This is a genomic window from Arcobacter iocasae, assembly GCF_042214795.1.
Classification (GTDB): Bacteria; Campylobacterota; Campylobacteria; order Campylobacterales; family Arcobacteraceae; genus Arcobacter; species Arcobacter iocasae.
Window position 1 is genome coordinate 1664640 of record NZ_CP090177.1, and the last position, 25183, is coordinate 1689822.

Sequence of the window (25183 nt, forward strand, 5' to 3'; positions counted from 1 at the left end):
AGTGAACTCTCTTATTACAAATGGGTCTAATAGTAATTTTTATACCCATTTAACAAAACTTTTAAGAGAATGTAAAAGCTACTATTTTTCTGTAGCTTTTATAAACTTCTCTGGAGTTCAACTTTTACTTGATAGTCTAGAGTTTTGTCAGAAAAATGGAATAAAAGGTAAAATCCTAACTTCCACTTATCTAAACTTTACCCAACCAAAAGCTTTAGAAAAACTACTTGAATATGAAAATATTGAGCTTAAAATCTATGATACAAATCATTTCCAAAAAGGTTTCCATACAAAGGCATATATTTTTGAGTTTGCAGATAATTACAAGATACTGCTTGGGTCTTCAAATATAACTGCAAGTGCTTTTAAAAGTAATGTGGAATGGAATATAAAAACAGTCTCAAAAAAAGATGATATTTTTGCAAATGAGATATTAAGGGAATTTGATATTTTATTTAAACAAAGTTTTGAAGTTGATAGTGGATTTCTAAATGATTATGAAAACTTTTATCATAAAAACAAAATAGAAGAGTTTTCATATAAAAGTAGTTTTACACTAAATAGTATGCAAGAAGAAGCTTTAAAAAACTTGCAACATCTAAGGGATAAAAAACAGACAAAAGCTTTAGTTCTTGCCGCAACTGGAACTGGAAAAACATATCTTGCAGCCTTTGACGTGAAAGCATATGAGCCTAAAAGAGTTTTGTTTATCGTTCATCGGGAAAATATCTTAATAAAAGCAAAAAGCAGTTTTGAGAAGATTATTCTGAATAAAACTATGGGCTTATATACAGGAAATAAAAAAGAGATTAATTGTGAGTATCTTTTTACTACTATCCAAACTATGAGTTCAAATTATGAGAACTTTTCAAAAGATGAATTTGACTATATAATAGTAGATGAAGCTCACCATATCACAAGTCCTAGTTATGAAAAGATTTGTGATTATTTTGAGCCCAAATTTTTATTAGGACTTACAGCTACTCCAAATAGAAGTGACGAGGGGAATATCTATGAAGTTTTTGATGAAAATATTGCTTGTGATATAAGACTTAATGATGCCTTGGAGCATAGTTTAATCTCACCTTTTCATTATTATGGAATATGTGATATTGAATCAATTGATTATGAGAATATTGATATTTTAAATATAGCCCAATTATCAAAAGCTTTGATGGTAAATAAAAGGGTTAATTATATTCTTGAAAAGATGAACTTTTACTCATATGAAGGTAAAAAAAGAAAAGCCTTGGCTTTTTGTGCTTCAAAAGAACATGCAAATTTTATGGCAGATGAGTTTACTAAAAGAGGAATAAAATCTGTATCTCTAACAAGTGGTGACTCCATAGAAAAAAGAGAAGAGTATATAAAAAACTTAGAAGATGATAGCCATGATTTAGAAATGATTTGTAGTGTGGATATTTTTAATGAAGGCATTGATATTCCATCAATCAATAGTGTACTTTTTTTAAGACCAACAAACTCTTCAATTGTATTTGTACAACAGCTTGGTCGTGGACTTAGAAAACACAAAAACAAAGAGTTCGTGACTATTTTAGATTTTATTGGTAATCACAATAGAGCTTATATGGTAGCTTTTGGACTATTGGGTGATAAGATTATTGATAAAGAGAGTTTGAAAATTGCTTTAAATAATGACTTTGCAAATATTCCCCATGCTTTTATTAGTATGGATGAAATATCTAAAAAAAGAGTATTGGAGCAAATAGAAAAAGAGAATTTTCATTCGATGAGGTATTTAAAACAAAAATACTATGAATTTAAATCTTTGCTTTCAAATAAGATTCCTATGCTTGAAGATTATATTGCCTTTAGTGAGCATATATCACCACTTGATTTTATCTCTGAGTCAAAATCATATGTAGAATTTTTAGAAAAAGTTGAAGATAAAGATGAGATTAAAGCTTTATGCCAAGATGAAAACTTCATAAAAGCCATAAGATTTTGTGAGTTTTTATTACCTATAAAAAGGGTTTATGAGTTTGTTATATTGAAGTATTTATTGTCTCATCTTTCTTGTACGCAAAAGCAGATTTATGATTTATTAAATAAAGAATTAGATTTTGTTTGTAAAGATACTATAAAACACTCTTTTCGTTATCTAAATCAAGAGTTCTTTGATAAGTTACAAGTGCAAAGATACCTAAAACTTGTGGATTTAAAAGATGAAAAACTTTTTATTACAAAAGAGTTTGAAAAGATATTAGAAAAAAAAGAAGCAAAAGTTTTCCTAGAACATAGTTTAAATTATGGAATCATAACTTACAAACAAACTTTTAAGGAAAAAAATTATGGTTTGCCATTTTTAAAACTTTATGAAAAATATAATATGCTAAATATCGCCTTGATGTGTAATCTTGATAAAATCCATACTTCCTTTAGGGGAAGTGGTTTTTTAAAGCATAAGGATGATTTCTTTTTATTTATAACTCTACAAAAAGATAAGATGTCAAAGTCATCAAAATATAAAAACAATTTTTTAGATAAAAATTTAATCACTTATGCTAGTAAACCAAATATGAGTAGTGATAAAAGTGATGGATTAAGACTTGCTCAAAATATTAAATATAAAACAAGACTGCATTTGTTTGTAAGAAAAATTTCCCATGAAGATAAAAAGGTTCAAGCTTTTATTTATCTTGGGCTTTGTAATAGTAAATCTTATGAAGGTAATAAACCTGTTAATATAACTTTAGAGCTTGAGAATGAAGTTCAAGATGAACTTTATGAAGAGTTTACGAAGGTTTTAGAAGAGTAGCTTATACTCTTCTAAACAAATTTATTTTAATAGGTGCTCATATTTTTTATCAGTAAGAAGTTTAAGAAATGCCACAAGTGCATCAACTTTTCTATCAGTTAATTTTTGTGCTTTTAACTCTTCTTTTGCAATAGTTCCTGCAACTTCAGGGTCAGCCCATTTTTTACCAGTTTCTGGGTTTATTGTTCTTTCTTGATTATTATATTTATCATAAAACTCAATTACAGTTCTTAAGTCTTTAAATACTCCATTATGCATATATGGACCAGTAACTGCCACATTTCTTAGTGTTGGAACTTTGAATTTCCCTTTTTGGTTTACATCTGTTACTGCTGGATTTGCCAATAATCCTTCATCAGCACCTTTCATACCACTTTTTTTGTTTAAAGCAGGATTTGCAGGTACTCCAATATTGTGATATTGGAAGTTTGTAAATGTCTCACCTTCTTTATCTTCACCTTTTAAAACATGACAAGTTGAACAAGAGTTATTATTATTTGAGAAAAATAAAGCTTTCCCTAAATCTTCAAGTGGAGTTAAATCATATTCATCTTTTAAATATCTATCATATTTAGAATCAAAAGGTGAAAATTCACTTGTTCTTTCAAAACTTGCAATACTTTTTGTCAAAGCTGCAAAAGCTTTTTTAGGGTCTTTAAATATATCTTTTCCATAAATATCTTTGAAAGCACTTACATAATAAGGGTTTTCTAATACTCTACTTATCACTGTTTTTTCATTTGGCATTTCCATTTCAACTGGATTTAATGGTGGTCCTCCTGCTTGGTCTTCTAAAGTACTAGCTCTTCCATCCCAAAATTGTCCACCAACATAAGCTTTTTCTTTTTTGTCGTAATGGAAGCTTGGTGTTTGATTGGCATATGATGCAGTTGGGGCATTTCTTCCACCAACTGATTTTCCATTATCTCCCAATGATGCCATATTTGATACACCATTCCCTCTATGATCTGTAAATCCCATATCTGGGTTGTGGCAAGTTGCACAGGCCATAGTTTTGTTTTTTGATAGGTTTTTATCAAAAAATAAACTTTTACCTAAAGTTTCTTGTGGTGTTAACTCACTACTGTACATGCTTACAAAAAGTAAACTTGCAATTAAAATCGATTTTGTCATTATTGTCTCCTGTTTAATAAGTTTTTGAAAGGGAAAAATAAAATACCTCTAATGGTTGAGTAATCTTTCATTTGCTCTTTTCTAAGTCCGAATTTTAAAACTTTTACATCTTTTGATAGTTTTAAACTTCCAAACATATAATCCCAAATAGCTAAATATCCTCCATAGTTCTTGTCAAAGTGTTTATTACTATGGTGTATTTGGTGCTGTTTTGGGGAAATAAATATTTTTTCTAAATATTTACCATATGATATTGGTACATGGGTATGTCTTAAGTTTGATCCTAAAAGGGAAAAAACAACAATAAATACATTTGCTCCAAATATCATATAAATATCAATCATAGCTCCAAAAAAATATACAAATATACCAGTTACAAAACCAACACTTAAACTATATCTTAGTCCAAAAAGTATATTTTCAACTGGATGAACTCTATAAAAAGTAAGTGGGTTTAGAACTTTGGCACTATGATGAACTTTGTGAAATTCCCATAAGAATTTTACTTCATGTAAAAGTCTATGTAATACATACCTTGTAAAGTCACTACAAACAAAAAGAGCTAAGGTATATAAAAGTAGGGTTTCTTTATATGAAAAAAAAGTGTTTTGCACCATTCCAAAATTTAAATATAAAAATCTTGAAATAGTAAAAGCCACTGATTTTGCACTTAAAATAAATGGTATTAATAAAAATACATTTATAAAATATCCCAAAAAAAAGTAAGAGTAATCAAGTTTTGCACTAGGGTGTAACCATAACTTTGATGATAAGATAAGTTTATTACTTTTTTTTGTATAGATAAAATATATAAATGTTATTAAAATCGATGAAATAATATAAACCCAAAATATTCTTTTATTTGGGTTTATAAGATATTCAAATACCATTAAGTCGTTCAAATTAGTCTCCATCAGCCTCTAGAATTTTAGCTGTGATGCTAAGTTGTTCTATTAAAGATAAGAAGTAAGAGATATGAAGTTCATTAACTGCATCATATAAATCTTTTGAATTGTTTTTTGCGCTTTTAAGAGCTTTGTTTAATAAAGCTTGTGCTTCTATCGTCTCTTTTTTTGCTCCATTTTCTTTTGCCATATTTGCAAAATTGTAATATTTTTGCTCACCAACGATTTCCTCATTTGCTTCTAATATAGCTACAATTGCAGCATTTGTATTATTACTTAAAATATACTCTTGCTCTTTATGGGGAACTTTTATTCTCCACTCTTTTAGTTTATAAGTACTTGCAATAAGGGTATTCATAACTAAACTATTTTCCCATAGGTCATCTTTTTTAGTTCTAGTTAAATAACCTTCATAAACTTCTTTTATATCATCTAACTTAGAGATAATAGAATCAACAATAACATCTGCTATTGCTTTTTCTCTTTTTGTAATAGTTTTATCATTAAATAAAACATACTCTAAAGCATTTACTGTTTTAAATGAGTTTTTAAAAAGTGCAATTTGTGGTTCATCTTTAGATTCAATTACCCTTTGCATTTGAACATTAAGATCTTCTTTTAGATTGTGAAATACATCAACATATCTTGGAGTATCAATGTAGTTATCATCAATATCTCCTGCAAAATAAAATGCTTCAACTTTTTTCCACGATTTTATAAAGTTTGTAAAGTTTTGTGCTGTGTAATCTTTTTTAAGGATTTGTGCATCTTTTATAGTATTGTCAACATTTACTATTGAAACATTTTTTAAAATAGAATCAAGCATAGTATCTTTTGCAAATAATGTCATGAAACTTAAAGCAAGTGTCAAAAATATTTTTTTCATTATAATCCTTTTAGAAACTCAGTTAAAAGTTTCTTCTCTTTTTTATTTAAAGCAACATAATTTTCTTTTGCCTTTGTTGCTTCACCACCATGCCATAAAATAGCCTCTTGGAATGTTTTAGCTCGTCCATCATGTAATAATCTATAGGCTTTTTTCTCAACACTATATCCCCATAAAGGAGTTGTTCTAAACTCGTTTTTTGAAGCTTTAAACTCACTTCTTCCATCACTTAATCCATCACCCATATCATGCAATAATAGGTCCGAAAAAGTATAAACACTTGTCCCATCTGTTGCTTTTAGCGATGGTACATGACAAGAAGTACAACCTATTTTTGAGAATATCTCTATTCCCTTTTCAAAATTTTCCCCATTTGTTGGAGTATAAGTTGGTAAGTTTTCTAAATAATAAGTAATAGCATCTAATCTTTGATCTGTAATATCAATAGCATCTCTAGCTTTTGGAGCTTCTAAACAAGCAGTTTGAGATTTGGTACAATTGTCACCTTTTAAAAGACTTGTTGTCAATCCCATATCATTAAAAGCTGCATTTGCTATTTGTTCTTTTACAAAAGCAACACTTGCTTTATATGTAAATCTTCCTAACTCTTCTTTTTTTGTAATTTTTGAGTAAACATAATTTGCTCTTCCACTTATTCCATCATGATTTGAATCATTTTCATCCACATTTGCAAGAATTGATTTTTCATCTATTTTTGATATTAAACCCATTCCATAAAGTGTTGGAGCAATTCTATAGGAAATATTTGTTGATTTGTTAAGTTGCCCATAATTTAGATTTTTTAAAGTATATTTTGGTTTGTAAATATAATGCTCTTCATTATCAAAAAAAAGTTTTATTTTTTCAAAGTCAATATTTACATTTGCTTCATATGGAACACCTTGTACACTACTAATCGCTATTTGCGCTCCATAAATTGGATCAGGAATAGAGCCATCTTTTTTTAGAATATTTTTATGTAAATCTGTGTTGTTTGAATTAATTGACAGTTTTGGGATTAAAGATTTTGAAGCTTCATTTTTTTTGTTGTATAAAACACCTCTTGCAGTGTTTGGATGACATGCTACACAAGCATTTGCATTAAATAATGGTCCAAGTCCATCCCTTGCAGTTGTGGCACTTGGTGCCTCAACCCAAGGAATAGTAAAAAAACTTCTTCCTAATATATATTTATCATAATCTTCATTATTCATCTCTTGTTGAGATGAAAATAGATTTGTTGTAAATAATAATATAAAAATTAAAAGATTAAAGTTTAGTTTCATCTGCGTCTGTTACATCATCTTTTGTTAAGCTTATTCCATTTGCATTAGCAACATCAACCATAGTATCACCAAGTTTTCTCATCTCATTTTTAAGTTTTACAATAACTTTTGACATAGGGCTTGTTGGTCTAATTTGATAATCAAAATGCTCTTTTGTTTTTGCAGTTTCATCTATTAAAGCAATTTTTTCTTCAATTGAACTCATAAGTTTTTCAATTTTTGCTTTAGAAGCTCCGTCAACTTTATCTAATAGGGCAGGTCCATATTTTTTCCCATCATATGTAGAAGTTAAAATATTTTTGAAACCTTGATAATTCATCGCAATATCTCTATGTGTATTATCAGAGAAACAAGAATGCTCATCTTCTTCAGATGGTGTTAATACAGCAACTGCAATTCTTTCATTTGCTAATTCTGATTTCATAAATACACCCATACCTGCAATAACTTGTTTTAAAGCATCATTTCTAGATATATTTTTTGAAGCATTATCACCTTTTAATTGATCTAAAATAGCAGCTCTATATAATCCTTTAGTGCCATCAACATTTTTTGCCCAAGCAGAAGTTACCACTTCTAAATCACTTACTATTTTTTGTGAAGCAGATTTTAAATACTCTAATCTTCTAGGTGCATCTACATCACTTGTAAAATCACTAAGTGGTCGCTGCCCTGCTGTCATTGGTCCATTAGTAATTGAATCTTTTAAGAAGTTAGAATAATCTTGATCTTGTCCCCATAATAAAAATTCTACTGCATGGTATCCACTTGCAACATTAGCTTCTCCACCATCTTCATTTAATTCAGTGATTGCATTTGGAGTGATTTTTGTTACATCAACAGGTTTTGCATCTTCTCCTCCTGGATTAAATACTCCAACTGTGTCAATTATATTTCCAGATGTTTTTTTACCATTTGCATCAATTGTATAATCAATCATATTCTCATCCAATGGCCAAGCATTAATTTGTCCTTCTAATGCATCATAACTTTTAGCAACCCAACCTTCTTCTGCATCAATAGGACCATTTGATAATCTAAATGCTTCAGTTTGCCCATAAGTTTCTCTTGAAGCCAACCAAGCATCTTTTGCTTCTTGCATAGTTTTTTCAGTAGGGTTTGCAGCAAATTTATTAATTGCTTTTTCTAAAGCTTTTGCATCATTTAAAGCATTAGTATAACTATCAAGTGCGATATTAGCATATGCTTCTAATATTGTTTTTGACTTAACAACTTCTTGTTTTGATGTACTTGTAGTATTTGTATCCGTAACGCAACCAGTTAGTGCAATTGCTGTTACAACCGAAAGTGAGATTAGTAGTTTTTTTGTGTTATTCATATTTAATTTTCCTTTTTTTTAGTTTAAGCAAGTAGTTGTTTTGCAAACAAATGTGCTTTACTCGAGTCGATATTTTTATGTTTCATATTCAAAACTTTAACTATTGAACACACCATTCTTGAATTTTTTTCAAGACCAGATTCTCTAAGCACTTTTCTAATTTCTCTTTTTAGAAGTAAATCAGACATAATCTATCCTTTTATGATAATAATTCTCATAATCCTACAAGAAAAAAACTTAAACTCTCATAAAATGATAATTATTATCATTAATAATTTGGAACAAAACTTGTAAAAGCAAGTAATTTTTATTATATAATATTGATAATAATTATCTTAATTAATTTGTTAATAATCTATTAAATATTTTTTAATATAATGCAAACTAAAAAAAGGGGACTTTTTGTATAAATTAATTATTGTGTTAATTTTTTGTTCACTACTTAATGCTGGTGAGTTAAGTATTTTAAAAGATAGCAAAAAACAATTAAGGCAAACAGAAAAACAAAGAATACAAGAAAAATACAACTCAGCAAATAAAGGTTGGGTATCGCCCATTAATTTAAGTTCTGGATTAAATAGAGGGCATTCTTTTTCATCCCAAAGTGATAGTTTGACAAAAAGTGTTTCAATAGGATTTACTCAATCTATATATGAATCAGGTGGAATAGAATTTACAATAAAAAATGCAAAGGATGTTTTAGATTCTGATTTGATTAATTGGGAAATGGAAAATAATACAATATTAGAAACTATTTACGAAACATTATTACAAATAAAACAATTAAAAATCCAAATAGAACAAAATAAATACTCTTTAAAAAATAAAGAAATTCAATTGGAACTAAAAAAAATTCAATATGAAGCAGGAAATGCTGATATTACTGAATTAAATGATGCAATTATTGATAAAAACAGTCAGTTTAAACAAAATATAGCAACAGAAAACTCACTAAAAGACAAAGAGTATGAGCTTTCAAAATATACAAATTTAAAATATAGTCAAATAGAGTTGCTTGATTTTAAAGGTATAAATAAAGAAGATTTTATAAAAAACAATTTAAATATAAAATATGAAAAATCACAAGTGGCATCATTGGATAGTTCTTACAAAAAATTGAAAAGTTCTTATCTTCCCAAAGTTACTTTAGGAACAAATTATTCTTATTCAAAAAATGAAGATATGGTAAGTGATAATAACACTACTTCAAGAAATGGTAGTATTTCTTTAAATGCTTCTATGCCTTTGTATGATATAAACAAATCTTCTACACTTGAAGAATCAAGGCTAAATCTTCTTAAACAAAAACTAAATTTAAATGATATAAAAGAGCAAACAAAATACGAATATGATCAAATCTTAAATCAAATTGATACTTATGAAAAAGAAGCTAAAGTCATAAAAGACAACTTAACTTTGTATACTGAACTTATTAGTGCAAATAAAAGCTCAAATGATTCAGGTATGAGTGCTGATTATGATTTAGAAATATTACAAAACACAAAGAAAATAAATGAATATGATTTAGCAATCAATGAAATTAATATAAAACTTCAATATTCAAAACTATATTTTAAAACGAAGGTATAAAACAAATGAATGAAAATTTACAAAATGATTTAGATAAATATAAAGATAAGAAATCAAAGAAAAGTACTATTTTAATAGTTCTTATTTCTTTATTTATTGTTGGGGGGATTTGTTATTATTATTTTATCGCTAATAAGAATCAACAAAAAGAGATTCATTATAATACTTCAAAAATAAAAAGAGGTGATTTAGAAGTCTTAGTTTCAGCAACAGGAAACTTAAAACCAACCAATAGTGTTGATATTGGGATTGAAGTTTCTGGAACAATAAAAGAGATATATGTAGATTTTAATGATGAAGTTAAAGTAGGGCAAATATTAGCGAAACTTGATACTACAAAATTACAATCACAAGTAGATAGTTCAAAAGCATCATTAACTATTGCAAAAGCAAATTTAAAAGAAAATGAAGTAAATGTAAAAAGTAAAAAATTAACTTATTCAAGAACCTTAAGAATGTATGAACAATCAAATGGAAAATATCCTTCAAAAAATGTACTTGATGAATCAAAATTTGATTATGAAAGTGCTCTTTCTGCATATGATTCAATGGAAGCAAAAGTAAAACAAGCAGAGTTTAATTTAAAAACTGATGAGCAAAATCTTGATAAAGCAGTTGTAAAATCTTCTATAAATGGAATAGTATTAAATAGAGCAGTAGAGGTAGGTCAAACAGTTGCCGCATCTATGTCAACTCCTGTATTATTTACTCTTGCAAAAGATTTATCAAAAATGGATTTAGTGGTTAGCATTGATGAAGCTGATGTTGCAGATATAAAAAAAGGTTTAAAAGTAACCTTTACAGTTGATGCTTATCCTAAGGAGACATTTAAAGGTACAATAAAACAAGTTAGATTAAATCCTGTAGAAGTAAATGGAGTGGTTACTTATGAAACTGTAGTGCTTGTAGATAATGAAAAATTACTTTTAAGACCAGGAATGACTGCAAGTGCAGAAATTGTCACAAAAGAATCAAAAGATAAACTACTTGTACCAAACAGTGCATTAAGATTTAAACCAGTAATAACAAATAAAAAATCAACAACAAGTTTAGTAGGTCCTAAACGACCTATGATGAAAAGAGAAGCAAAAGATGTAAATAAAAAAGAGTTTGGTATAGTGTGGATATTAAAAGATAATAAACCTCAAAGAGTAAGAGTAAAAGTATTAGATACAAATGGCACTCTGACAAGTATTGAATCAACTGACTTAAAAGTTGATGATGAAGTAATTGTTTCTCAAAGCAGTGATAATGAATGAAAATGAAGTAATAATTGAGTTTAAAAATATAGTCAAAACCTATGGAAAAGGGGAAGCTAAAACTCATGCCTTAAATGGAATTGATTTCGCCATAAAAAAAGGAGAATTTATTTCAATTATGGGGGCAAGTGGAAGTGGTAAATCCACCTCTATGAATATAATAGGATGTTTAGATTCTCCAAGTAGTGGAGAGTATTTGTTTAATAATATAAATGTTGAAAAACTAAATCGAAATCAATTGGCACTAATACGAAAGAATTATATTGGCTTTGTTTTTCAAGGTTTTAATTTACTTGGAAGAACAAGTGCTTTAGAAAATGTTGAGTTACCGTTGATATATAGAAAAGTTCCTGCTAAACAAAGAAAAGAGCTAGCAATGGATGCCTTAAAGAAAGTAGGTTTAGAAAGTGTTGCTAACAATGCTCCTTCTCAACTTTCTGGAGGACAACAACAGCGTGTAGCAATCGCGCGAGCTTTGGTATCAGACCCCTTGATACTTTTAGCCGATGAGCCAACTGGAAACTTAGATAGTATAAAAAGTGTTGAGATTTTAAATTTGTTAAAACAGTTAAATGAAGAGTTGAATATTACAATTATTATGATAACACACGAAGAGGATATGGCAGCATATTCAAATAGAATAATTTATTTTAGAGATGGACATATTGATGATAGTTTGAAAAAAGGATTTAAATAATGTTATTAAAAGCCTTTTTAATTGCCATAAAAGAGATAAGAAGAAATATATTACGATCTATTTTAACAGTTTTGGGAATAGTAATTGGAGTCGCTTCCGTTATTGGTATGGTAATGCTAGGTGATGGAACGACAGCAAGTGTAAAAGCCAATATTGAAAAGCTTGGAACAAATATGTTAATACTTCGTGTTGGGCAAGAAAGAAGAGGAGGACCACGAACTGATAATAGTGCAAAACCTTTTAAGCTTGATGATGTCACTGCCATAAAAAATCAAATAGATAATCTAAAAGCAGTGGCACCTGATAATAGTACAGGGGTTAATTTAATCTATTTAAATAAAAGTTATACTTCAAGTGTGGTTGGAACAAATAATGATTATTTTGTTATAAAAGATTGGAAATTAAAAGATGGAAGATATTTTGATGAGAGTGAATTAAATAGTGGAAAATCATCTTGTATTTTGGGTACAACTATAGTAAAACAGCTATTTGGAGATGAGAATCCAGTGGGTGCAAAAATAAGACTAAAAAACTTTTCTTGCAATATTATTGGAGTATTAGAATCAAAAGGTGCCTCAACCTTTGGTCAAGATCAAGATGAGATAGTTGTTGTTCCTTTACGAATGTTACAAAGAAAGATACAAGGTAATAAAGATGTAAAATCAATAGTTATCTCTGTAAATTCAAATAAAAATATAAAAAAAGCTAAAGAAGATATAAAACTTTTGATGCAAGATAGAAGAGCTATAAAAGTAGGTGAAAGTGATAACTTTTATATAAGAGATATGGAAGACTTACTTTCATCTATGACATCAACTACGAAAATGCTTACATATTTATTAGGTTCAATTGCTGCGATTAGTTTGCTTGTTGGGGGTATTGGTATTATGAATATTATGCTTGTATCTGTAACGGAGAGAACAAAAGAAATAGGTATTAGACTTGCAATTGGTGCAATGGAAAGTGAAGTCTTACTTCAATTTTTAGTTGAAGCTATAGTTTTATCTACACTTGGTGGAATTATTGGAATAATATTAGGTATTAGTATAGGATATATTGGTGTTTCATCTTTTGATTTACCATTTATAATAAATGAAAAAATAATTCTAATTGCATTTTTCTTTTCTACTCTTATAGGTGTCGTCTTTGGGTATTTTCCTGCAAGAAAAGCAGCAAGACTTAACCCAATTGATGCACTAAGATATGAATAATATATGATTGTAATAACGATTATCAATTTTAATTAAAAGTTAAGCTTATTTGAGTTAATATCCCATTAATATTTTGTTAACTTAGTGTTTACAAATATAAATGGGGTATTAATATGCATGAGAATAAAGATAAAAAAATTGAATCAAAAGAGATTTTTAGAAGAGGAACCTCTGTACAAATCATACATGATGGACAAGTTTATTATTTAAAAATCACAAAAGCAAATAAGTTAATACTCACAAAATAAATTAAATCTAGCCAGCAAAAGTAAATCTTCTACACATAGCCAGCCAAAAATCAAATCAAATCTTTTTAAATAGTCAAATCTATTTTCTATTTAAAACTTTTATTTCTTGGAGGAAATGAGTGGAAAAATATATCGTAAGTAAAAAACACAAAACATCGAGTTACCTAGGTGCTTCAGTTGTAACAGCTAGTGTATTGTTATCAAGTCCTATTATGCTAAATGCAGATGCAAATATGTCAAACCCTACCGTTTTACCAATAGATATCGTAGAAACAAAAGAGAAAGAGCAAAACTATACTAATAGTTATAAAGTAAATAAATCTTCTTCATCAAAAATCACACAAGATTTAATTGATACACCCCAAACAATTTCTGTAGTAACAGAAAAAGTATTAAAAGAACAACAAGCAACAACACTACAAGAGGCTTTAAGAAATACTCCTGGTATCACTTTAAACTTAGGTGAAAATGGTAATACAAATGAAAAAAATAATATTATGATGAGAGGTTTTGATACCCAATCAAGTATTTATAAAGATGGGGTAAGAGATAGTTCAAACTCTGTAAAAGATATGTATAATACAGAAGCTGTAGAGATTACAAAAGGAGCGGTTGGTGCTGATAATGGAAGAGGTGTTTCATCTGGATATATAAATCAAGTAACAAAATCTCCTAAAAACAAAGATGCTGCAGAGATAAGTTTAGGATACAGTACGGGTGAAAATGGAAGAGTTACAACGGATATTAATAAAAAATTAAATGAAACAACTGGTTTAAGAATAAATTTATTAAAACAAAAAGGTGATGTGGCTGGAAGAGATGTTGTAGAAATAGATAGAACAGGTATTGCTGCATCATTGGGATTTGGAATTGGCACAAACACAAGAACTACAATCAATTATGAAAGATTTGAACAAGATGATATTCCTGATGGTGGAATTCCAACTATAGGTTTAGATAGTGTGCATTTTTCTGCTTTAGAGGCTGCTGGAATTACTCCAAGTGAAGTAGATAGGAAAAACTATTATGGAAGTGATTCTGATTTTGAGAAGTCAACTTCTGATACTTATAGTTTGTTATTTGAGCATGATTTTTCTGACAATATGACATTAAGTAATATTACAAAATATACGGAAACTGAACAGAAAATGCTTATAAAAGCACTACGATTTTCTGGTAATGATGTTTTTGGTTCTGTTACAGACCCTAGTACTTGGACTTATCAAAGATTTATGAATCAAAAATGGGAAAAAAATGAAGTTTTTGTAAATAAAACAAATCTTTCATCAAAATTTGAAACTGGTTCTATTGGACATAGTTTAAGTACTGGATTAGAGTATATAAAAGAGAAAAAAACAACAAAAGCATATAAGAGTGCAGGGACAAACGATAGAGTAAGCGTTTATAATCCAAATCCAAGTGCTACTATTTCTGGAGTAGATTTATCTTTTAGTCCTAAAAATATTGTGGGTGAAGTGGAAACAGTAGGTGTGTATTTATTTGATTCTATCTCTTTAACTGATAAGTTTATGTTGATAGGGGGAGGAAGACTTGATAGATATGAATTAAAACAATCAGGGACAAATGTTACTACTCCAAGAGGAGGAGGTGCTGCAACAATTTCACAAGTTAATGAAAAAGATAGTGGTACTTTAAAAAGTTGGAAATTAGGTCTTGTCTATAAGCCATTAGAAAATGGAAGCGTATATATTTCTCATGCGACTTCCCAATTACAACCAGGTGGAAATACTTTAAGTTATTCTACTCGTGATAGTAGTTTAGATAATCCAAATAAAGACCCAGAAGAATCAACAACAACTGAATTAGGTACAAAATGGGATTTCTTAGATAATAGATTATCTTTTACAGCAGCAGTATATAGAACTTTAGTAAAAAATCAAGTAACAAAAGAAGACGATGGAACATATACTCAAGAAGGTGAAAAAGAGGTTAAAGGTATTGAGTTAGGAGTTGTTGGACAAGTTACTGATAAATTATCAATTAGTGCAGGTTTCGCAAAAGATAAAACAGATGTAAAAAGTAAAGGAGGAAGTGACGATAATGCTGCTTTAAGATTTACACCTGATTGGAGTGCAACTTTATGGAGTACTTATAACTTTACGCCAGCCTTTACTGTTGGGTTAGGTGCCACATATATGGGTGAACAAAAAGTATCTTCATCTAAATCAGGACAAAATACTCCTGTAGATGGAAGATTAACTGAAATAGATGATTTTTTAGTATTTAATGCAATGGCTTCATATAAAATAGATAAACATTCATCTTTGCAGTTAAATGTTTATAATCTTGCAGATGAAGAGTATGTTGCAAATACCAATAAAGATGGATTTAGATATACACCAGGAGCTGCAAGGTCAGCTCTATTAACATATAGTTATAAATTTTAATCAAGATTAGTCCCTTTTGAGGGACTAGTTTATAAAAAGGAATAAAATGCTTTTACACATACCAAATGTATTAACAAAGGAACAAATAAAAGAGTGTAGAAAACTCTTAGATGAAGCTACTTGGATTGATGGAAAACTAACAGCTGGAAGTCAAGCTGTTAATGTAAAAAGTAATCTACAACTAGCCGAAAATGATCCTTTGTTAAAACATTTAAGAGATATTATTACTTCTACTTTAAAATCAAATCCTCTTTTTGTCTCAGCTGCCTTGCCAAATCATATAATTTCACCTTTTATAAATAGATACGAAAATAGTGGTGCCTATGGGAATCATGTTGATAATTCAATTTTATATGATACAACAGTTGGTAAAAACTTTCGTACTGATATTTCTTGCTCTTTGTTTTTTACAGAACCTGAAGAGTATGAAGGTGGAGAAATGATTATAGAAGATACTTTTGGAACACATGAAGTGAAACTTCCAGCAGGTGATTTGATACTTTATCCTTCTACTAGTTTACATAGAGTTGAACCAGTTGTCAGCGGTGTAAGAATGGTAAGTTTTATGTGGACTCAAAGTATGATAAGAAATGCATGGAAAAGAAGTATATTATTTGAACTTGATAATACAATTCAAAGTTTAAGAGCTAAGCATGGAGAGACACAAGAAGCTGTAAATCTATCTATTCATTATCATAAGTTAATTCAAGAATGGGCGGAAATTTAGAGTGAATATTATAGAACCAAAACTAGATTACATACCAAATGAAATTGTTTGTGTTGATGATTATGAAAGCTTTGCAAAATCTAGATTAGATGAAAATGCTTGGGTTTATATTTCAAGTGCTTCAGCAGATGAAATCACTTATAGGGCAAATAAGCAAGCCTTTGATAGAATACATCTTCTAAGTAGAACTTTAGAAGATGTAAAAAGTGGGAATACAAAGTTAAATCTATTTGGGCAAGAGTATGCCCATCCTATTTTTTTAGCTCCTGTTGCATATCAAAAATTAGTTCATGGTGATGGTGAAATTGCAAGTGCTCAAGCTGCTAATGCCATGGAAGCCTGTATGCTGGTAAGTGGTTTTTCAAGTACTTCTTTGGAAGAAGTAAGCTCCCATTCCAATTCACCTTTATGGTTTCAATTATATATGCAAATTGATATGAATGACAATTTGTTTTTAATAAAAAAAGCTGAAAACTTAGGATATAAAGCACTAGTAATTACAATAGATGCTCCAATTGCAGGAATTAGAAATAAAGAGCAAAAAGCAGGCTTTTGTTTACCTTCTCATATAGAAGCTATAAATTTACGAGGAATGAAACAATTAACTTTAGATTTAAAATCAACTCAAAGTAGCATTTTTGATGGGGTTATGGCTCATTCTCCTACTTGGACAGATATAAAATTTATTAAAGAAAATACGAAATTACCAGTTATTTTAAAAGGTATTACTCACCCCTCTTATGCAAAAAAAGCACTTGAACTTGGGATTGATGGTATTATTGTCTCAAATCATGGGGGAAGAACTTTAGATACCCTTGTTCCAACAATTGATATTTTGCCAAAAATTGTTGAAGCAGTTGATGGAAAAATCCCAGTTTTATTAGATGGAGGGATTAGAAGAGGAACAGATATTATAAAAGCTCTTGCTTTTGGAGCAAGTGCTGTTTTGATTGGTAGACCAATTATGTTTGCCCTTGCTACATCAGGAGCTTTAGGTGTAGCACATATTTTAAAAATACTAAGAGATGAGTTAGAAATCTCTATGGCACTTACGGGATGTAAAACCCTTAAAAATATTACAAAAGAAATTTTATTTTAGAAAAAAGGATTTAAATGCATAAAAAATTTTTATTTAAAGTGCATATGGTTTTGGGTTTAACAGCTGGAGTTATTTTACTAATTATGGGAATAACTGGAGCAATGTTATCTTATCAAAAAGAGATATTAAAATATATAAACAAAGATAGTTATGTAGTAGAAGTTCCAAGTACAAAAAGACTATCTTCAAAAGAGATATTAGAAAAGTTTGAGCAAAAATTTCCTGATGCAAAAATAAATGCATTTAGTTTTTCAAGTGATGAGAATAGATCTGTAGTTATTAATGTAAAATCTAATGGTGAGGGAAAACTAGCAAGAAGAGGAATAAATTATTATGTAAATCCTTATACGGCAGAAGTTTTACCAAGTACCCAAGGATATTCATTTTTTAAACTTATCGAAAGAATTCATAGGGGATTAATAATTGGAGAAGTAGGGAAACAACTAAGCGGAATCTCTACCTTTGCACTTTTAGTACTTATGTTTAGTGGGATATATGTCTATTGGAAAAGAATAAAAAACTCATTTTTCAAAAGTTTTATTTTTAGTTTTAAGGATAAAAAAAGAGCATTTTTATCTAATATGCACTTTGCAATTGGGATGTGGGTAATACCTTTTTATTTATTATTATGTATTACAGGTGTTGCTATGACATATGATTGGGTAAAAGATGGTTTATACAAAGTCTCAGGAGTTGAAAAACCTATACGACAAAAAAGAATGCCAGCACCAAAAAACAACAAAGCTGAAACTATAGTTTATCTATCAAATAATGATGTAGAGAAAACAGTTCAATTATTTAATAAAAATGTTAAAGAGTATGAAAATGCTACTTTGCAAATTGGCAAAAAAAGTGATGTAGCAAAAATAAGTTATTTTGCAAAAAATGCCATTCATGATAGAGCAAGAAGTGAAATAACACTAAACACAAAAACAAATGAAGTAATAAAAAATGATAAATTTGAAGATAAAGCCTTAAATGATAGGTTGATGAGAAGTATTATTCCTCTTCATACAGGAGAATATTTTGGTCTTTTAGTTCAAGGAATATTAGGACTATCATCTTTACTGATGGTACTATTTACAATAACTGGTTTTATGATGTACTTCAAAAGAAAAAATAAAAAATCAGCTAAAAAAATATAATCTAACAAAAAACACCTACTAACTAGCTATTTTTCTTAGTAATATAAATAAAAACTAGGAAAATAGCTTTGAAACAAATCCTTTGGTTTAGACGAGATCTAAGAACACAAGATAATAAAATCTTAGAAAAAGCATCCAATGAAGTAATGCCCATATTTATTTTTGACAAAAATATTTTAGAAAAACTAGATATTGATGATAAAAGAGTTACTTTTATTTATGAGGCAGTATTAACTTTAAAAAAATCACTTCAAGAACTTGGATTAGATTTATACATATTTAATGATACTCCTAAAAATGTTTTTATGAAGCTTAAAAAAGAGGGCTTTGATGAAGTATTGTGTTCAAGTGATTTTGATTCATATGCTATAAAAAGAGATAAAGAGATAAATGAAATAATACCTTTAAAAAGATATTTAGACTCATTTTTAATCAATCCCAGAAAAAACCTAAAAAAAGATGGAACACCTTATAAGGTATTTACTCCTTTTTACAAATCATTATCTTGGTTGAGTTCCTCAGATAAAATAGGAGAAGCCCAAATAAATCAAAATCAAAAACTATATAAATATGAAAATAAAACTCCTTCTTTAGAAGAGTTAGGATTTAAAAGAGCTGATTTAGCAGAGTTTTTAGAAAAAACACCACAAAATAGACTAAATGATTTTAAAGAAAAAGTTCAAGAGTATGGAAAAAATAGAGATATATTTTATAAAGATGGAACTTCAAATTTAGGAGTTGATTTAAGATTTGGAACCTTATCTGCTAGAATGATTTTTAATGAAATAAAAAAATTTGATAAAGAAAATAGTGAAGTTTTTATAAGACAGCTTTTTTGGAGAGAGTTTTATAATTATATTTTATTTCATTTTCCAAATAGTGAGAATGAAAATTGGAATGGTATTGAAATCTCTTGGAATGAAGATGAAGAAGATTTTCAAAAGTGGTGTGAAGGAAAAACGGGAGTTCCCATAATAGATGCAGCGATGCGTCATTTTAATAAAACAGGTATGATGCACAATCGACTTAGAATGATTGTCTCTTCTTTTTTATGTAAAAATCTACTTATTGATTGGAAAAAAGGTGAGCAATATTTTGCTAAAAAATTGCTTGATTATGATGCAAGTTCAAATATTGGCTCATGGCAATGGGCTGCAAGTACAGGGGCTGATAGTGTGCCATATTTTAGAATCTTTAATCCATACTTACAATCAGGAAAGTTCGATAAAGAAGCTACTTTTATAAAAAGTGTGATTCCTGAACTTAAAGATGTGGATGCAAAACTAATACATGTAGAGGGTGCATTAAAAGATAAATATATAAGTCCAATAGTACAGATGAAATATTCAAGAGATAGAGCAATAAGAGTTTTTAAAGAGGCAAAAAATGCAAAAGTATGATTTAGCAATAATTGGCTCAGGAATTGGTGGGGCTTTAATAGCAGCATTAAATAAAGATAAAAATCATATTCTTTTTGAAAAAGATTCTAATCTAGGAGGTTGTGCTAGTACTTTTAAAAGATTTGGGAATTATTATAATGCAGGAGCTACAACTTTTGTAGGATACGAAGAAAATCATATTATAAAAAATATGTTTGATAAAATCAAATATGTTCCAGATATTTTTGAATCAAAAGTTGCAATAAGAACAATACAAAATAAAAAAGTAGTAGATAGAGTTAGAAATTTTGAAGAATTTTTGTTACAAATACAAGAAAACTATCCAAATGAAAATAATAGAATTTTTTGGGAAAAAATAAAAGATATTGATGAAAAGTTTTGGCAAATCAAAGATATACATTTTGCAAAATATAGTCTAAAATCTTATATAAAATCTTTGGCTACTTTTAAAGATATGATAAAAGTTTTTAAGATGGATTTACTTAAAAGTGCAAGTTCATTTATTAAAGAGACTTTAGGAGACATAACACAGGAGTATCAAAGTTTTATAGATGCTCAACTTCTTATTACCGTTCAAAGTAAATCAAAAGATGTTTCTTTATTATCCATGGCCTTAGGATTAGCCTACCCTTTTCATAAAGTATTTTATGTAAATAATGGCATGGGTTCAATTATAGAAGAAATACTAAAAGAGGTAAATGTTCACAAAAGTGAAGAGATAATAAGAATCAAAAAGTCAAAAGATTATTATTTGATTAATTCATCAAAAGGTGAATATCAAGCAAAAAATATTGTGCTAAATACAACTATTTATGATAGCAAAAATCTTTTTGATAAAAAAATAAAAAATTATTATGAAAAGTTTGAATTTAGTGATCAAAGTGCCTTTACAACTTATCTTACAATTGATAGTAAAAAAGAGTTTTTAGAACACTATCAAATCATTTTAAAAATTGATATTCCAAATTGTATCTCTAACTCATTTTTTATCTCTTTTTCAAAACTAAGTGATGAAAAGATGAGCCAAAATGGATATAGTATAACTATCTCAACTCATACAAAAGTTAGTACTTGGAAAGCCTTATCAAAAGAAGATTATAAAAAACAAAAAGAGTTAACTCAAAACTTTATATTAGAGCATTTTTTAGATTATTTTGATAACATAAGTTTAGAACAAATAACAAAAATATTTTCTGCTACTAGTTTGACTTTTCAAAGATTTATTGGAAGAGAAAATTGTGGAGGAAGAGCTATAAATGTAAAGTCAGCTTTGCAAGTTCCCTCTTGTCGAACGCCTTTTAGGGGTTTATATAATGTTGGAGATACAATCTTTGCTGGTCAAGGTTGGCCAGGAGTTGCTTTAGGTGCTAGTATATTAAACAAGGAACTAAATGAAAAGCTTTGAATTACAAATTTCTTATAAAGATTGGCTTTATATAATCATTATAGGAATATTCTTTGGTTTTTTGATTTCTTTAGTTTTTTATTATATAAATGAAGAGATTAGATATTTTTCAACTATAGCTTTTAGTACTTCATGTGCTTTTTTTATCTCTTTTTTTTCCTTTTTATTTATCTCTATTTCAAACTTTTATATTTTGCCAAATATTCAAAAAAAGTATTGGTATTTTATTAGTTTCATTTTCTCTTTTTTAGCTGGTTGGTGTGGCTTTTCCTTAACATTTTTTCTATTTGATGATACATACCCAATAGTAAAACTCATATCTTTTTATTGGTTAGATATAAGTTTTACTATTGGACTATTGACTTTTTTGATTGGTTTAATATTGCATCAGTTCATCTCAATGAAATATAAAAATGAAATAGCCCATAGTGAAGTTTTACAGACGAAATTAGAAGCTTTGGAGAGTGAGTTAAATCCTCACTTTTTATTTAATGCTTTAAATTCTATTTCTGAACTAATTTATCAAGACCAGAAAAAAGCAGAAGAATCAGTTTTAAAATTATCAAAGTTTTTAAGAAATGCAATTACAAAAAAAGGTTTGATTGATTTAAAAAGTGAAATTGATATGTTAAATACATATTTGCATATAGAAAATATAAGATTTGATGAAAAAATAGTTTTTAATTTAAATTGTGATGAAAAATACTATGATATGCTTTTACCCAAATTTTCAATACAACTCTTGGTAGAAAATGCAATAAAACATGGTTTTACAGGTGGAAGTTTAATTATTGATGTAAATGTAAATGATAAAAAAATAGAAGTAACAAATAGTGGAAAGATTACTTCAAAAGTTATTTTTGGAGTAGGATTAAATAACTTACAAAAAAGATTACAAATACTGAAAATTGGGTATTTAAAAAGTTCAATAGAAAATGATAAAATGAAGTTTACAATATATAGGAGTAATAGATGAAAGTAATGATAGTAGATGATGAGAAGCTAGCTCTTAGTAGATTAACAAGACTTCTAAATGAAGAGGGAATAGAAGATATTGTAAGTTTTGATTCTCCAAGTCTTGCTTTAGTGGAAGCTACAAAGAATAAATTTGATGTAGTCTTTTTGGATATATCAATGCCACAAATGAATGGTTTGGAACTTGCAAATATTATTCTGTCAATGGAACCTAAGACTTTTATAGTATTTCAAACAGCGTATAGTGAGTATGCAATAGAGGCTTTTAAAATTGGTGGAATAGATTATTTAATGAAACCCATAGAAAGTGATGATATAAAAAGAGTAATAGAAAAAATTAAAAGTTTTAAACAATCAAATGAATCAAGTGATGAAAAACTTTTAGGAAAAAGAGGAAATAAGATATATCTAATCAAGCTTGATGATATATATTTTATAAAAGCAGACCTTGATGAAGTCCTTGTTCGTATAAAAGATGCAGATGTATATGTAAAAAGAAAGATTGGTGATTTAGAAAAACTTTTAGATAAAAAGAAGTTTTTTAGAATCCATCGTTCAATCATTGTAAATGTGGACAAAATAAAGTCAATGGAGAGTGTAGAACAATCAAAATTGACTATTAGCTTTGAACATATTGATTCAGTAGTTACAAGTTCTAAAGATGGAGCTAAAGAATTTAGAGAATATTTAGAAAGAAGAAGTCTTTAAACTGACAAAAAACTACTACTAATCCTTTTATTTTGATGATAAACTTTCCAAAATAGAAGGATTATTATGAATAAATTATTATCAACACTACTTTTTTTTATTCCAATACTGGGAATTTCACAAACATCAATTTATGATATTAAAGTTAAAACCATAGACAATAAAGAAATATCTTTATCAAAATATAAAAATAGAGTTATGTTAATAGTCAATGTTGCTAGTAAATGTGGCTTTACTTATCAATATGAAGGTTTAGAAAAGTTACATGAAAAATATTCTTCAAAAGGTTTAAGTATTTTAGGTTTTCCTTGTAACCAATTTATGAATCAAGAACCAGGAACAAATGAAGATATAAAAGAATTTTGTTCATTGACTTATCAAGTAAAATTTGACATGTTTTCTAAAATAGATGTAAATGGTGATGATACTTCACCTTTATATAAATATCTAAAATCATCTCAATCAGGTCTATTTGGTACAGGTCTTATAAAATGGAATTTCACAAAGTTTTTAGTTGATAGAAATGGAAAAGTAATAAAAAGATACTCTCCTTCAACAAATCCAAGTGAAATCGAAGATGATATAAAAGAGTTATTATGAAAAGATACGAAAAAACATCACTCATCTCTTGCTCATTAGATGAATTATTTGAGTTTCATTTAGATTCAAATAATATAAAAAAGATTACTCCAAAAGATACAAAAGTAGAACTTCTAAGTAAAGACTTTGTGCCAGCTGAAGGCAAAGTTTTACAAATAAAAACTACGAAATTTTGTGTACCAACTCTTTGGGCTGTTGAAATTAGTCTGATTAAAAAACCAAATATGTTAGTAGATACAGCTGTTAAGTCGCCTTTTGAATTTTGGAGACATTCTCATATATTTACAAAAAAAGGTAATGTTTGTGAATTAAAAGATGTGATTGAGTATGAAATGCCCTTTGGAATTATAGGAAATATTTTTTCTGGTTTTATGGAAAAACAACTTGATAATATGTTTTCATATAGACATAAACAAACAAAATTGATATTAGAAAAGAAGGATAAAGCTTGAAAAAAGCAGTTGTACTCATGAATATGGGCGGACCAAATAATTTAGATGAAGTAAAAGTTTTTTTGACAAATATGTTCAATGACAAATATATAATAGGTGCTCCCCAACCAATAAGAGCGATGATAGGGTTTTTAATTACAAGTAAAAGAGAAAAAGAGTCTAAAAAAAATTATGCACTTCTTGGTGGTATGTCTCCAATAGTTGGACATACAAAAAGACTTGTTAGAAGATTAAATAAGAGCATAGAAGATAGTGATGTTTTTTATTCTATGAGATATACTCCACCATTTTCAAAAGAAGTTGTACAAGAGTTAAAACAGTATGATGAAATTATTGCCTTTCCTATGTATCCACACTATTCAAGTACAACTACAAAATCATCAATTGAAGACTTCCAAAAGGCTTTAAAAAAAGCAAAAATAAATGTACCAGTTAAGACAATAGATAGTTATTATGATAATGAAAAATATAATAAAGCAATAGTTGAGCGAATAAAAGAGAGACTAAATGGTGATGATTCTGAAGAGTTTGAATTGGTTTTTTCAGCTCATGGTCTTACTCAAAAACTTATTGATAAAGGTGATTTATACCAAAAACATATTTTAGCAAATGTTGAGTGTGCAAAAAAAGAGTTAGAAAAACAAGGTATAAAATTCAAAAAAATACATGTGGCTTACCAATCAAGACTAGGTCCTATGGAGTGGCTTAGACCTTATATGGATGATAAGTTAAGAGAGTTAGGTGAAAAGGTTTTAGTTTATCCTATATCTTTTACAGTTGATAATTCAGAAACAGAATTTGAACTTGTAATAGAGTATAAAGAGATAGCGGATGAGGTTGGAATCAAAGATTACAGAGTGGCAAAAGCTCCAAATCATCATCCATTGTTTATGGAAGCATTAAGTGAGCTTTTTGAACAGGCAGTATAGA

General features: G+C 28.4%; 23 protein-coding genes. 17 read left to right on the forward strand and 6 right to left on the reverse strand.

Annotated features, from left to right (window positions below; all coding sequences use genetic code 11):
• Position 1: 1 nt before the first annotated feature.
• The gene (locus LXN10_RS08415) at positions 2-2779 is read left to right on the forward strand and encodes a DEAD/DEAH box helicase (RefSeq protein WP_375722600.1); all 2778 of its coding nucleotides are present in this window, start codon (positions 2-4) and stop codon (positions 2777-2779) included.
• Positions 2780-2800: 21 nt separating this feature from the next.
• Here LXN10_RS08415 and LXN10_RS08420 read toward each other — a convergent pair whose 3' ends face one another.
• The 6 genes from LXN10_RS08420 to LXN10_RS08445 are packed head-to-tail and all read right to left on the reverse strand — an operon-like array spanning position 2801 to position 8517.
• Positions 2801-3913, reverse strand: a complete 1113-nt coding sequence (locus tag LXN10_RS08420; RefSeq protein ID WP_375722601.1) for a cytochrome-c peroxidase — start codon at positions 3911-3913, stop codon at positions 2801-2803.
• Positions 3913-4815, reverse strand: coding sequence for a sterol desaturase family protein (locus tag LXN10_RS08425; RefSeq protein ID WP_375722602.1), 903 nt, complete (start codon positions 4813-4815; stop codon positions 3913-3915). The genes LXN10_RS08420 and LXN10_RS08425 overlap by 1 nt, the downstream gene beginning before the upstream one ends.
• A gap of 1 nt (position 4816) precedes the next feature.
• Complete coding sequence (locus LXN10_RS08430; protein WP_375722603.1) at positions 4817-5704, reverse strand: imelysin family protein; 888 nt, start codon at positions 5702-5704, stop codon at positions 4817-4819.
• Entirely contained in the window at positions 5704-6990 is a 1287-nt protein-coding gene (locus tag LXN10_RS08435; RefSeq protein WP_375722604.1) for a di-heme oxidoredictase family protein, read from the reverse strand. The genes LXN10_RS08430 and LXN10_RS08435 overlap by 1 nt, the downstream gene beginning before the upstream one ends.
• Positions 6974-8329, reverse strand: a complete 1356-nt coding sequence (locus tag LXN10_RS08440; protein WP_375722605.1) for an imelysin family protein — start codon at positions 8327-8329, stop codon at positions 6974-6976. The genes LXN10_RS08435 and LXN10_RS08440 overlap by 17 nt, the downstream gene beginning before the upstream one ends.
• Positions 8330-8352: 23 nt before the next feature.
• Positions 8353-8517, reverse strand: a complete 165-nt coding sequence (locus LXN10_RS08445; RefSeq protein WP_375722606.1) for a hypothetical protein — start codon at positions 8515-8517, stop codon at positions 8353-8355.
• Between the two features lie 214 nt (positions 8518-8731).
• On the opposite strand from LXN10_RS08445, the gene LXN10_RS08450 reads away from it, so the two are divergent.
• The 16 genes from LXN10_RS08450 (at position 8732) to hemH (ending at position 25182) form a co-directional block, all read left to right on the forward strand.
• On the forward strand, positions 8732-9919 hold the full coding sequence (locus tag LXN10_RS08450; protein WP_375722607.1) for a TolC family protein: 1188 nt from the start codon (positions 8732-8734) through the stop codon (positions 9917-9919).
• 5 nt (positions 9920-9924) lie between these two features.
• Positions 9925-11178 (forward strand): efflux RND transporter periplasmic adaptor subunit, encoded by a 1254-nt coding sequence (locus LXN10_RS08455; protein ID WP_375722608.1) that lies wholly within the window; start codon positions 9925-9927, stop codon positions 11176-11178.
• Entirely contained in the window at positions 11171-11875 is a 705-nt protein-coding gene (locus LXN10_RS08460) for an ABC transporter ATP-binding protein (protein WP_375722609.1), read from the forward strand. Before LXN10_RS08455 ends, LXN10_RS08460 begins: the two co-directional genes overlap by 8 nt.
• Positions 11875-13086 (forward strand): ABC transporter permease, encoded by a 1212-nt coding sequence (locus LXN10_RS08465; RefSeq protein ID WP_375722610.1) that lies wholly within the window; start codon positions 11875-11877, stop codon positions 13084-13086. Before LXN10_RS08460 ends, LXN10_RS08465 begins: the two co-directional genes overlap by 1 nt.
• 113 nt (positions 13087-13199) lie before the next feature.
• Positions 13200-13334: a hemin uptake protein HemP gene (hemP, locus tag LXN10_RS08470; protein ID WP_375722611.1), complete on the forward strand. Its 135-nt coding sequence runs from the start codon at positions 13200-13202 to the stop codon at positions 13332-13334.
• A gap of 119 nt (positions 13335-13453) precedes the next feature.
• On the forward strand, positions 13454-15742 hold the full coding sequence (locus LXN10_RS08475) for a catecholate siderophore receptor Fiu (RefSeq protein ID WP_375722612.1): 2289 nt from the start codon (positions 13454-13456) through the stop codon (positions 15740-15742).
• 46 nt (positions 15743-15788) lie between these two features.
• Entirely contained in the window at positions 15789-16469 is a 681-nt protein-coding gene (locus tag LXN10_RS08480; RefSeq protein WP_375722613.1) for a Fe2+-dependent dioxygenase, read from the forward strand.
• A gap of 1 nt (position 16470) precedes the next feature.
• Positions 16471-17568 carry an alpha-hydroxy acid oxidase gene (locus LXN10_RS08485; RefSeq protein WP_375722614.1) on the forward strand — a complete coding sequence of 366 codons (1098 nt, stop codon included), beginning with the start codon at positions 16471-16473 and terminating at the stop codon, positions 17566-17568.
• A 14-nt stretch (positions 17569-17582) separates the two neighbouring features.
• Positions 17583-18713, forward strand: coding sequence for a PepSY-associated TM helix domain-containing protein (locus LXN10_RS08490; RefSeq protein ID WP_375722615.1), 1131 nt, complete (start codon positions 17583-17585; stop codon positions 18711-18713).
• A 68-nt stretch (positions 18714-18781) separates the two neighbouring features.
• Positions 18782-20113, forward strand: coding sequence for a cryptochrome/photolyase family protein (locus tag LXN10_RS08495; protein WP_375722616.1), 1332 nt, complete (start codon positions 18782-18784; stop codon positions 20111-20113).
• Positions 20100-21518 (forward strand): phytoene desaturase family protein, encoded by a 1419-nt coding sequence (locus LXN10_RS08500; protein ID WP_375722617.1) that lies wholly within the window; start codon positions 20100-20102, stop codon positions 21516-21518. Before LXN10_RS08495 ends, LXN10_RS08500 begins: the two co-directional genes overlap by 14 nt.
• Entirely contained in the window at positions 21505-22494 is a 990-nt protein-coding gene (locus tag LXN10_RS08505; protein WP_375722618.1) for a sensor histidine kinase, read from the forward strand. The genes LXN10_RS08500 and LXN10_RS08505 overlap by 14 nt, the downstream gene beginning before the upstream one ends.
• On the forward strand, positions 22491-23201 hold the full coding sequence (locus LXN10_RS08510; RefSeq protein WP_375722619.1) for a LytR/AlgR family response regulator transcription factor: 711 nt from the start codon (positions 22491-22493) through the stop codon (positions 23199-23201). The genes LXN10_RS08505 and LXN10_RS08510 overlap by 4 nt, the downstream gene beginning before the upstream one ends.
• Before the next feature lie 66 nt (positions 23202-23267).
• Positions 23268-23801, forward strand: coding sequence for a glutathione peroxidase (locus LXN10_RS08515; protein WP_375722620.1), 534 nt, complete (start codon positions 23268-23270; stop codon positions 23799-23801).
• Positions 23798-24253 carry an SRPBCC family protein gene (locus LXN10_RS08520; RefSeq protein WP_375722621.1) on the forward strand — a complete coding sequence of 152 codons (456 nt, stop codon included), beginning with the start codon at positions 23798-23800 and terminating at the stop codon, positions 24251-24253. The genes LXN10_RS08515 and LXN10_RS08520 overlap by 4 nt, the downstream gene beginning before the upstream one ends.
• Positions 24250-25182 carry a ferrochelatase gene (gene hemH / locus LXN10_RS08525; RefSeq protein ID WP_375722622.1) on the forward strand — a complete coding sequence of 311 codons (933 nt, stop codon included), beginning with the start codon at positions 24250-24252 and terminating at the stop codon, positions 25180-25182. The genes LXN10_RS08520 and hemH overlap by 4 nt, the downstream gene beginning before the upstream one ends.
• Position 25183 lies beyond the last annotated feature (1 nt).

Excerpts from the sequence above, each read along its gene's own strand:
- LXN10_RS08420 (WP_375722601.1), bottom strand. The coding sequence starts at position 3,913 with ATGACAAAATCGATTTTAATTGCAAGTTTACTTTTTGTAAGCATGTAC.
- LXN10_RS08435 (WP_375722604.1), bottom strand. The coding sequence starts at position 6,990 with ATGAAACTAAACTTTAATCTTTTAATTTTTATATTATTATTTACAACA.
- LXN10_RS08460 (WP_375722609.1), top strand. The coding sequence starts at position 11,171 with ATGAATGAAAATGAAGTAATAATTGAGTTTAAAAATATAGTCAAAACC.
- LXN10_RS08465 (WP_375722610.1), top strand. The coding sequence starts at position 11,875 with ATGTTATTAAAAGCCTTTTTAATTGCCATAAAAGAGATAAGAAGAAAT.
- LXN10_RS08500 (WP_375722617.1), top strand. The coding sequence starts at position 20,100 with ATGCAAAAGTATGATTTAGCAATAATTGGCTCAGGAATTGGTGGGGCT.
- LXN10_RS08515 (WP_375722620.1), top strand. The coding sequence starts at position 23,268 with ATGAATAAATTATTATCAACACTACTTTTTTTTATTCCAATACTGGGA.
- LXN10_RS08440 (WP_375722605.1), bottom strand. The coding sequence starts at position 8,329 with ATGAATAACACAAAAAAACTACTAATCTCACTTTCGGTTGTAACAGCA.
- hemP (WP_375722611.1), top strand. The coding sequence starts at position 13,200 with ATGCATGAGAATAAAGATAAAAAAATTGAATCAAAAGAGATTTTTAGA.
- LXN10_RS08455 (WP_375722608.1), top strand. The coding sequence starts at position 9,925 with ATGAATGAAAATTTACAAAATGATTTAGATAAATATAAAGATAAGAAA.
- LXN10_RS08505 (WP_375722618.1), top strand. The coding sequence starts at position 21,505 with ATGAAAAGCTTTGAATTACAAATTTCTTATAAAGATTGGCTTTATATA.
- LXN10_RS08490 (WP_375722615.1), top strand. The coding sequence starts at position 17,583 with ATGCATAAAAAATTTTTATTTAAAGTGCATATGGTTTTGGGTTTAACA.
- LXN10_RS08510 (WP_375722619.1), top strand. The coding sequence starts at position 22,491 with ATGAAAGTAATGATAGTAGATGATGAGAAGCTAGCTCTTAGTAGATTA.
- LXN10_RS08430 (WP_375722603.1), bottom strand. The coding sequence starts at position 5,704 with ATGAAAAAAATATTTTTGACACTTGCTTTAAGTTTCATGACATTATTT.
- LXN10_RS08520 (WP_375722621.1), top strand. The coding sequence starts at position 23,798 with ATGAAAAGATACGAAAAAACATCACTCATCTCTTGCTCATTAGATGAA.
- LXN10_RS08445 (WP_375722606.1), bottom strand. The coding sequence starts at position 8,517 with ATGTCTGATTTACTTCTAAAAAGAGAAATTAGAAAAGTGCTTAGAGAA.
- LXN10_RS08480 (WP_375722613.1), top strand. The coding sequence starts at position 15,789 with ATGCTTTTACACATACCAAATGTATTAACAAAGGAACAAATAAAAGAG.